We start from the raw sequence: 12571 nt of genomic DNA on the forward strand, positions 1-12571 counted from the left end.
TGATCTCAGCCCACCATATATGTCGCCGTGGTGGTCGCGATATGAATTCCCGTGTCGCTGTGCAAATCGACGCGTGCCACGGAGACTTTGTTTCCGGCGCGGATAAGGCTGGCCGAGGCAATAAAATAGTCGCCACGGCCCGGACGCAGGTAATCAACGCGTAAATCGATAGTGCCCATTTTGGATAAACGCTGGCGCATTTCGGCTTCCAGCAACGGGTGATCAGGTTTATCACGGCGGATCAGCGAACTGGTTACGCAGACCAGGCCAGCTGCGACATCCAGCACGGCAGCAATCACGCCGCCATGTAAGATTTTTTGCGCTGCGTTACCCACCAGCTTGGGCTGATTGGTGAATTTGAGTTCAGCATAATCACAGTCGAGACGTTTCAGCTCGAGACCCAGTTCGCGGTTAAACGGCATATCGTAAACAAAAATATTGCCGATCAGTTGCAGGGCAGCCTCGTGACTGAGGGATGAAGCAGACATGAATGAATTCCTGACGAAAACGTGTGGACAGCATGTTCGCTGAAAAAGTTAACGAAGTGTTGATTTTAGGTGCGGGTAAGAAGGATTTCTATACTGCGAAGGATAAATGTATTCAATACTCATGTAGAAATGTATTTGTGTGTAAAATGCCCTGCTTTGAGATTTGCGGATTTAGTCAGCGCAGGATTGGCGGGGCAGAAGGCATATTTTCAAACATAATGAGTCGATAACTTTAGGGTGAGGGTAAGGAATAATGCGTAAAAATTGGGCTGTCGGAGCCGCCATGCTGGCGATGCCAATGCTGGGACACGCCGCAGAGGCCACAGTGCAGGAAGTGCATGATAAACCTGCTGTACGCGGAAGTATTATTGCGAATATGTTGCAGGAGCACGACAACCCGTTCACGTTATATCCTTACGAGCCGAACTACCTGATTTATACTGATACCAGCAATATTAACAAAAAAGCCATTCAGTCTTACGACTGGGCAGATAAAGCACGTCATGATGAAGTGGCGTTCCAGCTCAGCCTGGCGTTCCCGTTATGGCGAGGAATTGCGGGGGATAACTCAGTTCTCGGCGCGTCTTACACGCAAAAATCGTTCTGGCAGCTTTCCAACAGCGGGCAATCTTCACCTTTCCGTGAGACTAACTACGAGCCACAGTTTTTCCTGGCCTGGGCGACGGATTACGATTTTCTCGGCTGGACACTGCGCGAAGCGGAATATGGTGTCAGCCATCAGTCTAACGGCCGCTCAGATCCGACCTCCCGCAGCTGGAACCGCGTGTATGCCCGTTTTATGGCGCAGAATGGCAACTGGCAGGTTGATCTCAAACCCTGGTATCGCATTCCGGAAAGCGACAAAAATGATGACAATCCCGACATCACCAAATACATGGGGTATTACCGTCTGAAAGTCGGTTATGCCTGGGGTGACAGCGTATTCAGCGTGGAAAGCCGTTACAACTGGAATACCGGCTACGGCGGTGCGACTACCGGCTGGAGCTATCCTATTACTAAACAGGTTCGTTTCTATACTCAGGTATTCAGTGGTTACGGCGAGTCATTGATTGACTATAACCATAAGCAGACCCGTATCGGTGTGGGTATTATGCTTAACGACATCATGTAATTCCGCCATACTTCCGGTTGCAGTTGCGTTGGCTGCATCCCGAATTATTTAGGGTTTATTATGTCGGTGCAGTACAGCCCCGGCGGCTTTAGGGTTTAGCCGGGTGGTTTGAACAGTTGGGGAATTGAGTGTCTACGGCGGCAGTGATAAACAAAGAAGAGCTGGCTCATCAGGTATTACGCGATACCTTCGGCTATCAGCAATTCAGACCAGGCCAGCAAACCATCATCAATACCGCCATTTCTGGCCGGGATTGCCTGGTCGTGATGCCAACAGGCGGCGGTAAATCGCTGTGCTATCAAATTCCCGCTCTGGTGATGGACGGTCTGACGCTGGTCGTTTCGCCGCTCATCTCGCTGATGAAAGATCAGGTCGACCAACTGATGGCTGCAGGCGTTGAAGCCGGCTGCCTGAACTCAACGCAAACCCGTGAGCAGCAACTTGACGTCATGGCCGGTTGCCGTGCGGGGCGTATCAAAATGCTGTATATCGCGCCGGAACGCCTGATGATGGGCGATTTCCTCGAACAGCTGCAACAGTGGAACCCGGCGATGCTTGCCGTGGATGAAGCGCACTGTATTTCCCAATGGGGCCATGATTTCCGCCCGGAATACCGCGCACTCGGACAGCTGAAACTGCGTTATCCGCAATTGCCGGTGATTGCCCTGACGGCAACCGCCGACGAAGCGACCCGTAATGATATCGTCCGCCTGCTGGAGCTGAACGATCCGCTGATTCAGGTTAGCAGTTTCGATCGCCCGAATATCCGTTACACACTGGTAGAAAAATTTAAACCGCTCGATCAGCTGATCCGTTTCGTGCAGGACCAGCGCGGAAAAAGCGGCATTATTTACTGTAACAGCCGGGCCAAAGTCGAAGACACCGCCGCCCGTCTGCAAAGCCGCGGGCTGAGCGTGGGGGCGTATCACGCAGGGCTGGATAACGACACCCGTGCCCGTGTCCAGGAAGGTTTCCAGCGTGACGACCTGCAAATTGTGGTCGCCACCGTGGCCTTCGGGATGGGCATCAACAAACCTAACGTGCGTTTTGTCGTGCACTTCGATATTCCGCGCACCATCGAGTCTTATTATCAGGAAACGGGGCGAGCAGGACGTGACGGCCTGCCTGCCGAAGCGGTGCTGCTTTACGATCCGGCCGATATGGCGTGGTTGCGGCGCTGTCTGGAAGAGAAACCGGCGGGTGCGCAACAGGACGTTGAACGTCATAAGCTGAATGCCATGAACGCCTTTGCCGAAGCTCAAACCTGCCGCCGTCTGGTACTGCTTAACTATTTTGGCGAAGGTAAACAGAATGCCTGCGGTAACTGCGATGTATGTCTTGACCCGCCAAAACGCTACGACGGTTTGCTGGATGCGCAAAAGGCGCTGTCAGTCGTTGCGCGCGTCGGGCAACGTTTTGGCTTAGGTTATGTCGTCGAAGTGCTGCGCGGTTCGAACAACCAGCGTATCCGTGAATACGGCCACGAAAAACTGAGCGTGTACGGCATCGGCAAAGAACACAGCACCGAGCACTGGACCAGCGTGGTGCGCCAGCTCATTCATCTTGGACTGATTACGCAAAATATCGCCATGCACTCGGCCTTACAACTGACGGAATCGGCGCGTCCGGTTTTGCGTGGTGAAATCCCGTTGCAACTGGCGGTGCCGCGTATTCAAACGCTCAAAATTAAAAGCAATGCCAGCCAGAAAACCTATGGCGGAAATTACGATCGCAAGCTGTTTGCCAAATTACGCAAACTGCGTAAGTCACTGGCAGATGACAACAATGTACCGCCGTACGTGGTATTTAACGACACCACGTTGCTGGAAATGGCTGAACATCTGCCGGTCAGCGCCAGCGATTTGCTGGACATCACCGGTGTCGGTCAGCGTAAGCTGGAGAAATTCGGCCGGCCCTTTATGGCGATGATCCGTGATCACATCGATAACGGCGACGAATAAGAATTCTGTTTCCTACACATAACACAGAGAGTTAATCATGCTGATGCTATTTCTGACGGTTGCGATGGTTCATCTGATCGCGCTGATGAGTCCGGGGCCGGACTTCTTCTTTGTCTCACAAACGGCTGCCAGCCGGTCGCGTAAAGAAGCCATGATGGGCGTGATTGGTATTACACTGGGGGTACTGGTGTGGGCAGCCGTTGCGCTGATGGGGTTGCATCTGATTCTGCAAAAAATGGCCTGGCTGCATCAGATTATTACCGTCGGCGGCGGATTGTATCTGTGCTGGATGGGCTGGCAGTTGCTGAAATCAGCACGGGCTAAAAAGCAGAATGGCGATGAAACACCGGTGGCATTGCCTGCCCGTGGTCGTACTTTTATGCGCGGGTTACTGACCAATCTTTCGAACCCTAAAGCCGTGATTTACTTCGGCAGCGTATTCTCCATGTTCGTTGGCGACAGTGTCAGCGGTGGCGAGCGTCTGGGCATATTTCTGCTGATCGTAGTGGAAACCCTGGCTTGGTTTTCGCTCGTGGCGCTGGTTTTTGCCCTGCCGAAAATGCGTCGCGGATACCAGCGTTTAGCGAAATGGATTGATGGCGTGGCGGGCGTGGTATTTGCAGGTTTTGGTGTTGCGCTTATCATGAATCGTTAATTAACGCATTTTGCACATAAAAAGGGTCCGGTTGATGCCGGACCCTTTTTGCATTCTGCGGTGTTAAACCTTTCTGGCACTCGCCAGCAACACACCCACCAGCATAAACAATGAGCCGAAAATACGGTTCAGCAACTGCATTTGTTTCGGGGCTTTCACCCAACCGGCGATGCGGGTGGCCAGCGTGGCGTAACCGATCATCACAATGATGTCGACAACGACCGTGGTCACGCCCAGTACCACGTATTGTGCAGCCTGAGGTTGGTGCGCAATGATAAACTGCGGGAACAACGCGGCCAGAAACACAATGCTTTTAGGATTGGTCAGGTTCACCAGAATAGCGCGTTTGAATAAACGACGGCGCGGCATACTGCTGGCGAGCGCGTTCAGATCAATCGCCCCGGCAGAGCGCCACTGGCAAATACCCAGCCAGATTAAGTACGCTGCACCCAGCCATTTGAGAATTTCAAAGGCCATCAGCGATGAGGAAATCAGAGCACCCAGCCCGATACCGACCAGCACGATGTGGATGGATAAACCGAGTTGTAACCCGGCGATTGACGCCACCGCCCCGCGATAGCCGTGGCTGATGCCTGTACTCATCGTGTTAATGGCACCGGAACCGGGGGATAAACTTAAAATAGAAGTGGTGAGCAGGTAGGTTAACCACCAGTCCAGTGTCATTGCGAGACTCCCTGAATACGTTTTAGGTTGTTTTATGGCACAATACGCCATTGTTTATAATTGCGCTATAACTCACAAATAACACTTTCCTCCTTCCTGCCTGACGACTTTGGATCAATGAATGCCTGTGAATTTTGCCAAGTGGTTAACCCGAGAGAAGGAGTTTTCCGCCTTTGCGACCGGACCTTTGCTGGATTTCTGGCGTACACGCGAAGAAGCCGAGTTTTGCGGCATTGACGACGTTCCGATCCGCTACGTCCGGTTCTGTTCCCCGGAGCATGATAAAGTCATCGTGGTGTCACCCGGGCGTATAGAAAGCTACGTAAAATATCCTGAAGTGGCCTACGATTTATTCCATTGTGGTTATGATGTCATGATTGTTGATCATCGTGGTCAGGGGCGTTCCGGGCGTATGCTCGATGATCCACACTGCGGGCACGTTAATCACTTTGACGATTATGTCGGGGATTTCGAAAGCTTTTATCAACTGGAGATTGCCCCACGTCAGTACGCGAAAAAGTTCGCGCTGGCACACTCCATGGGAGGGGCAATTCTGGCGCTGTTTCTGGCGAAAAATCCGGGCAGGTTTGATGCAGCGGCACTACTCGCGCCGATGACGGGCATTTATTTGCCGATGCCGGGCTGGATTTCACGCCGGATCCTCAACTGGGCGGAGAATCGCCCGCTGCGCCGTGACGGTTATGCGCTCGGTACCGGCCACTGGCGACCGTTACCCTTTGTGGTCAACCGTCTGACCCACAGCCGCGAACGTTATCGCCGTAATCTGCGTTTTTATGCCGATTACCCTGAGTTGCAGGTCGGCGGGCCAACCTATCACTGGGTGCGTGAAGGGATTGAGGCGGGGATGCATATCCTGAAAGAAGCCGAAAAAATCACCACTCCTGTTTTGTTATTGCAGGCGAGCGAAGACCGTGTCGTGGATAACCGGTCCCATCTTGCTTTTTGTCAGGCCATGGCTGTTGCGGGGCACCCCTGTGAAGGGGAAAAACCGCTGGTCATCGAAGGCGCGCGCCATGAGATCCTGTTTGAACGGGACGACCTGAGGGCACAGGCGCTGGACGCTATCATGCGCTTTTTTGCGCGACAGCATTAATCCGCGGTTCGCCGCGCACAACTCCATCAGAGGTTAGAACCTAACGCTATGTACCATGTTGTTGCTTCCGATTTAGATGGCACACTGCTATCACCTGATCATACCCTGACCCCGTTCGCCAAAGAGACGCTGAAACTGCTGACCCGGCGCGGCGTGCATTTCGTGTTCGCCACCGGGCGTCACCATATCGATGTGGCGCAGATGCGCGACAATCTGGAAATCAGTGCGTACATGATCACCTCCAACGGTGCGCGTGTGCATAACACCGATGGCGAACTGATTTTCTCGCACAATCTGGATGAAGACATCGCCAGAGATTTGTTCGGTATCATGCACAATAACCCGGATATTCTGACCAACGTTTACCGCAATGATGACTGGTACATGAACCGTGACCGTGCCGATCAGGATGATTTCTTCCGTGAATCCGTTTTCAAATACAAACTGTATGAACCGGGTTTGCTGGAAACTGATGGCATCTGCAAAGTGTATTTCACCTGTGAAGATCACGAAAAACTGCTGCCGCTGGAAGAAGCTATCAATGCGCGATGGGGCGACCGTGTGAACGTCAGTTTCTCACTGCCGGTGTGTCTGGAAGTAATGGCAGGCGGCGTATCAAAAGGCCATGCGCTGGAATATGTCTCCAAACTGATGGGCTATTCCCTGAAAGATTGCATCGCTTTTGGTGACGGGCTGAATGACCTGGAAATGCTGACCATGGCCGGTAAAGGGTGTCTGATGAGCGGATCATTGCCGCGCCTGAAGGCGGCGATGCCGGATGCTGAGATCATCGGTTCCAATGCTGATGACGCCGTGCCGCATTACCTGCGTAAGATGTATTTGTCCGAAGAGCGTTAATCTGCGGTAAACCAAAGCAGGGTTTCCACTCTGCTTTGGGATCTGCATCTGCCGCTTTATTACCGATGTCGCTGAAGCCTAACGTGCCGGTGTCGAGGCTGTTTTTATCCGCCGTTGCCGTGAATTTCTGCCACACTCACGCTGGCAGGCCGAGATGCCCCCACAAAGCATTGAGCGGCATTGTTGCCAGCGCAATGCACTCATCGGCTGCCCCATAATAAATTTTCAGCATCTCCTGTTCCAGCAAGGCGCCGCAGGTGAACACCACATTGCCAAAAAATCCCTCTTTTTCATAAATCGCTTCCGGCTGTAACAGCGGTACTGAAGACTTGGCGAGGATGTTGAACGGATTATTCAGGTCGAGCAGCATCGCGCCGAGGCAATAACGCTGGTCTTTATCTACACCATGATAAATCTGCAACCAGCCGCGCACCGTTTTTATCAGCGGTGCGCCGCCGCCCAGTTTCAGCGCATCCCAGTCGCCGGAAGTACTGCCCAGCAGATGACGATGATTGCCCCAGTGCACCATATCCGGGGACTCACACATCCAGATCTCCGGCTTACCAAAATGTTTAGGCGATGGGCGGGTCAGCGCCTGATATTTACCGTTAATTTTTTCCGGGAAGAAGCAAACATCACGGTTATCGGGGCAGAAAATCACGCCCTGTTTTTCTACAGTGACAAAATCGGTGGTCGTCGCCAGTGCGGTGGAAATGCCATACGGCGAAATGGCCGAATAGTTGATGTAATAAACACCGTCGATCAGGGTAATTCGCGGATCTTCACAACCAAATTGCTCATATTGGGTATCAGCGGTCAAAAATGGCTGAGCATCAACAATAAAATCTTCGCCATTATGACTGCGCGCCAGCCGCAGATGCGACATGGAAGTCAGCCAGACAACCGAAGGGTCAGCGTTTAGCGCAATTATTCTGGGATCAGTGAAATCGTAAGCCGGATCATCCAGGCGAAAACGTTTGGTGCCTGCCTGCCAGCCATTTTCGTGGTTCAGCAACAGCGGCACTTCCAGACAACCGGGGTCAGTTGAAATCACGCTTTCTGCGACCCGGAGCAGCAGCAGGGTTTCTCCCTGATACGTACACACGCCTGCATTAAAAACACAATCGACCTTCCATCCGGGCTGAGAGGGTGCAACATCAGCTGGCGTTAACAGCGGATTTTTTTTATTTCTGAGCATTTTCATGGTTTACCTTTTTGATAAGAATGTGATTTTTCTCCAGCAATGGCTCATCCGGGCCGAACAGGACTGTATTGCCGTCGCCAAAGCCCGTGTTGATGACAGAAGGGCCGAAATTGATCATGACTTCCACGCACTCCGCGCCCAGACTGCGGCGGAAAATCAGGCATTGTTTAAACAATCTGAGAAACTGATAGTCACCACGCTGAAGGGAAGGGTGAATATTTCTGATATTAATCAGCTTCTTATATAGATTTAAAATTGATTGTGAGCACTCACTCTCACTTTCAGCATTAATCTGATCTTCACGGGCATCTGCTGGCGTCCAGGGAACCGGTAAACGGGAGGCATCCCGGCAGAACGGCAATGCATAAGTAAGTGCTTGCTTATCATTCATGCCCTGTGAAATAGCGGTGTGGTATTGAGTGACACCCTGAATATCCCGCATCTGCTGCAAATTCTGCGGCACCAAATCAGTCATGCCAATTTCTTCACCCTGGAAGATGAAGGGCAAGCCACGGGCAGTCATTTGCAGGGCGAAAACCGCCACTGCGCGGCGAATATCGCGGGATGATTCACCGAAACGGCTGATCATGCGTGGCATATCATGGCTGGAGAAAAACAGTGTGGGTAAGCCGGGAAGCAGGGTTTCCATCGCCTGCAATTGAGCGAAAATTTCCTCGATATCAAAGACTTTCTGGCTGCCGAGATTGAAATTAAACACCACATCCAGTAACCCGGCTCCCTGATAAGGCGCCATCACCGGCAATACCTCACTGCCTACTTCACCAATCAGCATGAATTCCCCGTGTGCGCGGATATGGTGGCATAGCCGTCTCACGACATTGAGCACGCCGGGTTGATTAATATCCTTCTCATGAGGCGGTTCTTCATCTGCCTCAACGGGGTGGTGATCTTCACCGATGCCATCAGTGGTCAGAAAATTAATCACATCAAAACGAAAACCATCGACGTGGCGTGCAATCCAGAAATCGAGGATTTTTTTAATCTCCTGTTCCACGGCAGGATTTGACCAGTTCAGGCACACCTGCTGAGGCGAGAATTTATGGTAATAACAGGTTGTCCTGCCGGGTTCCTGCGTCCAGGCTGAACCGCCGAAGAAAGAAGTCCAGTTGTTGGTTGTTTCACGAAAGAAAAAGAAGTCACGGAAAGGGCTGTCCGGCTGACGGAGGGCCGCCTGAAACCACGGATGCTGGTCCGAAACGTGGTTCATCACCACGTCGATCACCAGCAAAATATCGCGTTGATGACAAGCTGCGATCAGTTCATCGAAAAGGTCTAAGGTGCCAAAGCGCGGATCAACATCGCAGTGATCGCTGATGTCGTAGCCATTATCCACCAGCGGAGACGGATAAAAAGGCGTGATCCAGATGCCGCCAATGCCCAGATCAGCCAGATAATCCAGTTTAGAAATCAGGCCCTGAAAATCGCCCAATCCGTCAGCGTTACCGTCGCAAAATGAGGGTAAATACACCTGATAAAATACCCGGTCCTGCCCTGTTTTCAGGTTGTTCATCATTCAGACCTGTTATTTAAGTGAAAGCGACATCCCTTCCAGGAAATGCTTCCTGAAGAGGATAAACAAAACGACGATCGGCAGGGTTTGCACCACCGAACCTGCCAGAACCGGGCCGACATACACGCCATATGATTTACTGAACGTTGCCAGCAGAACGGAAAGCGGCATTTTATTGGCGTCCTGCATGACAATCAGCGGCCAGAGGAAATTGTCCCAGGCGCTGGTAAAGGTAAAAATCGCGACGATGGCCAGAATAGATTTGTTGAGGGGCAACATGACATGAAGCAATATTTTGATAAGGCCGGCATGATCTAATCTTGCAGCATGAATATAGTCATTAGGTGTGCCTTTAAAACTTTGTGAAATCATAAAAATGCCCCAGCCATTCATGATGAAGGGTAAAATAAGAGCACCATAAGAATTAATCATTCCGAGCTCACGCATTAGCACGAAATGGGGGATAATAAACATGAAAGCCGGAAAAACCATTTGCAGGATGAGCAGGTTTTTGAAAATGTCCCGGCCTTTAAATTCCATTTTAGCCAGAGCATATCCTATTAAACAGGAAGTCAGCGTGACGCACACCGTGATGGTTAAAGTAATGAAGAGGGAATTAAACAATGTCCGCAGGAAGGGCTTTTCTGCTTTACCGGTGCCATCGAAAAGGAAAGTGTAATTATTGAATGACAGCGGGCCGGAAAAAAGAGATGTCGTATATATATCGGCCGTATTTTTAAATGAACCGATTAACATCCATAAATAAGGGTATAGCCAGGTGATGGCCAGCGCAAACATCAGCGCGTGGATCATCACGGAACTGATGGTTCTTTTCACCTGAAATTTCTGAGAAGGTGGGGCAGTTAACATACCCGCAGAGTTTGTCTTCATCATACGATCTCGATTTTCTTTTCCAGACATCGGCGCAATATCCAGATCAGGGAAAAACTGAACAGAGCGACAATAATTGACATGGTTGCGGCCCAGCTCGGCTGCATCTGCCGGAAGGCGGCTTCGTACATGACCACCATGGGCGTGGTGGTGCTTTCCAGCGGGCCACCGCCGGTGATGAGATAGGGTTCGGTGAAAATACTGAACGCCACCGTGATCGCAAGCACCAGTACCATGACGATCTGAGCATTCATCAGAGGTAAAGTGATATGCCATATTTTTCCGATACCTGTGGTTTTATCAAGTTCGGCGGCATCGTAAATATCTTTAGGGATAGTAATCAGTCCGGAATAAAAGATCAGGCCGTAATAGCCGACGAATTTCCAGGTGACAATAAGGGCTATAGATAACATGGCGAAATCCGGATGAGTAAACCACGGGATATTAATACCTAATAAACCCATCAGAAATGTATTTATTGGCCCCGTTTCACTGAACAGTTTAGAAAATACGATAGAATACGCCACGCCGGATGAAACATTGGCGAGCAGAAAACTCAGGGCAACAAATGCTTTACCGTATTTTATCTTTCTTAGCCCGAAAGCGAACAATAATGAAGAAATAAAAACAATCGGCAGATAGTAAGCCAGAAATTTAAATACATTATAAACCGACGTCCAGAATAAAGGATTCTGCATGACGGCAATAATATTCTTCACTCCGTTGAAAGACGGTATGCCGATAAATTTCCAGTCAGTCAAACTCAGCACCGCCAGCCAGATAAACGGATAAAGCCAGAATACCAGGGAGTATCCGAGGTAAGTGGAGGCCAGAAGGCCCCCTACTGATGACTCTTTCATTTTTATCATCGCTTACTGCCCCAGCGTTTTGTCGATCTCTTGGGAAGACTCCTGAATGACCCTGGGGATCAGGCTGCCTTTAAAAACCAGTTTTTCAATCATTTGGGTCATCGTCCGCTGGACTTCCACCGTTTTCGTGATCGGTGCCGGAGGCACCGCTTTTGGGAGATAAGAAGCAATGGCGTTAACCAGTACGTGCTGTTGCAGGTACTCTTCAAAAATCGCATTGCTTTGCAGATCTTCCCGGGCAGGTGGCATTCCGGTGAGTTCCAGCCAGCGCCGGTCATGTTTCGGATCGCTGTATACCCATTGAATAAATTTCCAGGCGTCGGCCTGCACTTTTGACGTGCTGAACATCACGATCCCTTTGCTGTCAGCCATTGTAGAAACGCCGGGTTTGCCGGTCAGTGTCAGCATCGGGCCGATACGGATAGTTTTTAACACGTCGGGGAATTGCTTCTGATAGCGGTCAATATCCCATGGACCCCGTACCGCGCCCAGCACCGCGCCGGTCGCCAGCGGATCGTCAGCGGCGCTGAAATCATAGCTGGTCCATTTGTTCGCAAACATTTTATTGAGGAAGGTGAGGGTCTGGCGTCCGGCTTCGTTATCAAAGCTGGCTTTATGATCCTGAATGTACGGGCTCCCCTGCGAGGCGGCATAATACAGCGGAATAAAGTCGAACCAGCGATCCCACCAGTTTTTGCCACTGGTGATTTGCAGACTGTAACCTTTCTGATTTTTCGTCATTTGTTCTGACAGGGTATAAACCTCATCATAGGTGGTCGGCACATGATCAAAACCTTGCGCTGCCAGCAGATCGCTGCGCCACCAGTACACGATCGGGCTGATATAAATCGGAATAACATTTTGCTGCCCTTCGAACTGCCATGACGCCACGGCTTTTCCCATATGTCGGGTTTCGACCAGTTCCTGAAATCCGGGCATTTTGCCGTAGTCACTGAGTTGTTTAAGTTCGGATAACTGTTTGGCGAAGCCGATAAAAATGTTGGTAGAGATATCGGGTTCGGTGCCTGACGCCAGCGCATTCATAATGGCTTCTTCAGAGCTCCCCGCCGCCGGTATTGGCGTGAATTCCACTTTTCGGTGAGCCGGATTACTGTTCCATTCATTAACAACTTCACCCCAATACATTTCCTGAGTAATATTAGGCGCAATCCACATTTTAATAC

12 protein-coding genes are annotated in these 12571 nt (G+C 50.9%); 5 read left to right on the top strand and 7 right to left on the bottom strand.

What is annotated here, in order from left to right; translation table 11 throughout:
* Nucleotides 1-5: 5 nt before the first annotated feature.
* A complete protein-coding gene (locus J1785_RS20205) occupies nt 6-488 on the bottom strand; it encodes a thioesterase family protein (protein WP_129955199.1) in 483 nt (160 codons plus the stop codon).
* A 253-nt stretch (nt 489-741) separates the two neighbouring features.
* Here J1785_RS20205 and pldA point away from each other — a divergent pair, with 253 nt between their 5' ends.
* The 3 genes from pldA (at nt 742) to rhtC (ending at nt 4236) form a co-directional block, all read left to right on the top strand.
* Nucleotides 742-1620: a phospholipase A gene (gene pldA / locus J1785_RS20210; protein WP_129955198.1), complete on the top strand. Its 879-nt coding sequence runs from the start codon at nt 742-744 to the stop codon at nt 1618-1620.
* Between the two features lie 128 nt (nt 1621-1748).
* A complete protein-coding gene (recQ, locus tag J1785_RS20215) occupies nt 1749-3581 on the top strand; it encodes an ATP-dependent DNA helicase RecQ (protein ID WP_129955197.1) in 1833 nt (610 codons plus the stop codon).
* A 37-nt stretch (nt 3582-3618) separates the two neighbouring features.
* The gene (gene rhtC / locus J1785_RS20220; RefSeq protein WP_129955196.1) at nt 3619-4236 is read left to right on the top strand and encodes a threonine export protein RhtC; all 618 of its coding nucleotides are present in this window, start codon (nt 3619-3621) and stop codon (nt 4234-4236) included.
* Nucleotides 4237-4299: 63 nt separating this feature from the next.
* Here rhtC and rhtB read toward each other — a convergent pair whose 3' ends face one another.
* Nucleotides 4300-4920, bottom strand: a complete 621-nt coding sequence (gene rhtB, locus J1785_RS20225) for a homoserine/homoserine lactone efflux protein (protein ID WP_015699115.1) — start codon at nt 4918-4920, stop codon at nt 4300-4302.
* 121 nt (nt 4921-5041) lie between these two features.
* Between rhtB and pldB the strand changes: the two genes are divergently transcribed.
* Together pldB and yigL are read left to right on the top strand one after the other, a co-directional pair.
* The gene (gene pldB / locus J1785_RS20230; RefSeq protein ID WP_129955195.1) at nt 5042-6034 is read left to right on the top strand and encodes a lysophospholipase L2; all 993 of its coding nucleotides are present in this window, start codon (nt 5042-5044) and stop codon (nt 6032-6034) included.
* Nucleotides 6035-6082: 48 nt separating this feature from the next.
* Complete coding sequence (gene yigL, locus J1785_RS20235) at nt 6083-6892, top strand: sugar/pyridoxal phosphate phosphatase YigL (protein WP_129955194.1); 810 nt, start codon at nt 6083-6085, stop codon at nt 6890-6892.
* A 136-nt stretch (nt 6893-7028) separates the two neighbouring features.
* On the opposite strand, the gene J1785_RS20240 is transcribed toward yigL, so the two are convergent.
* From J1785_RS20240 to J1785_RS20260, 5 genes are all read right to left on the bottom strand, one after another.
* Complete coding sequence (locus tag J1785_RS20240; RefSeq protein WP_217220394.1) at nt 7029-8090, bottom strand: glycoside hydrolase family 130 protein; 1062 nt, start codon at nt 8088-8090, stop codon at nt 7029-7031.
* Nucleotides 8077-9627, bottom strand: a complete 1551-nt coding sequence (locus J1785_RS20245; protein ID WP_217220402.1) for an alpha-amylase family glycosyl hydrolase — start codon at nt 9625-9627, stop codon at nt 8077-8079. The genes J1785_RS20240 and J1785_RS20245 overlap by 14 nt, the downstream gene beginning before the upstream one ends.
* A gap of 12 nt (nt 9628-9639) precedes the next feature.
* A complete protein-coding gene (locus J1785_RS20250) occupies nt 9640-10464 on the bottom strand; it encodes a carbohydrate ABC transporter permease (protein ID WP_217220404.1) in 825 nt (274 codons plus the stop codon).
* 53 nt (nt 10465-10517) lie between these two features.
* Nucleotides 10518-11387, bottom strand: coding sequence for a carbohydrate ABC transporter permease (locus J1785_RS20255; protein ID WP_217220396.1), 870 nt, complete (start codon nt 11385-11387; stop codon nt 10518-10520).
* Nucleotides 11388-11390: 3 nt separating this feature from the next.
* Nucleotides 11391-12571: ABC transporter substrate-binding protein (locus tag J1785_RS20260; protein WP_238483297.1), on the bottom strand; the 1181-nt coding region annotated here is incomplete at its 5' end.

The organism is Rahnella perminowiae, assembly GCF_019049755.1.
In the GTDB taxonomy this organism is placed as follows: domain Bacteria; phylum Pseudomonadota; class Gammaproteobacteria; order Enterobacterales; family Enterobacteriaceae; genus Rahnella; species Rahnella perminowiae.

What these genes read in the sequence shown, in the direction of transcription:
- J1785_RS20205 (WP_129955199.1), bottom strand. Translation starts at nt 488, where the DNA reads ATGTCTGCTTCATCCCTCAGTCACGAGGCTGCCCTGCAACTGATCGGC.
- pldA (WP_129955198.1), top strand. Translation starts at nt 742, where the DNA reads ATGCGTAAAAATTGGGCTGTCGGAGCCGCCATGCTGGCGATGCCAATG.
- rhtC (WP_129955196.1), top strand. Translation starts at nt 3,619, where the DNA reads ATGCTGATGCTATTTCTGACGGTTGCGATGGTTCATCTGATCGCGCTG.
- rhtB (WP_015699115.1), bottom strand. Translation starts at nt 4,920, where the DNA reads ATGACACTGGACTGGTGGTTAACCTACCTGCTCACCACTTCTATTTTA.
- pldB (WP_129955195.1), top strand. Translation starts at nt 5,042, where the DNA reads ATGCCTGTGAATTTTGCCAAGTGGTTAACCCGAGAGAAGGAGTTTTCC.
- yigL (WP_129955194.1), top strand. Translation starts at nt 6,083, where the DNA reads ATGTACCATGTTGTTGCTTCCGATTTAGATGGCACACTGCTATCACCT.
- J1785_RS20240 (WP_217220394.1), bottom strand. Translation starts at nt 8,090, where the DNA reads ATGCTCAGAAATAAAAAAAATCCGCTGTTAACGCCAGCTGATGTTGCA.
- J1785_RS20245 (WP_217220402.1), bottom strand. Translation starts at nt 9,627, where the DNA reads ATGAACAACCTGAAAACAGGGCAGGACCGGGTATTTTATCAGGTGTAT.
- J1785_RS20255 (WP_217220396.1), bottom strand. Translation starts at nt 11,387, where the DNA reads ATGATAAAAATGAAAGAGTCATCAGTAGGGGGCCTTCTGGCCTCCACT.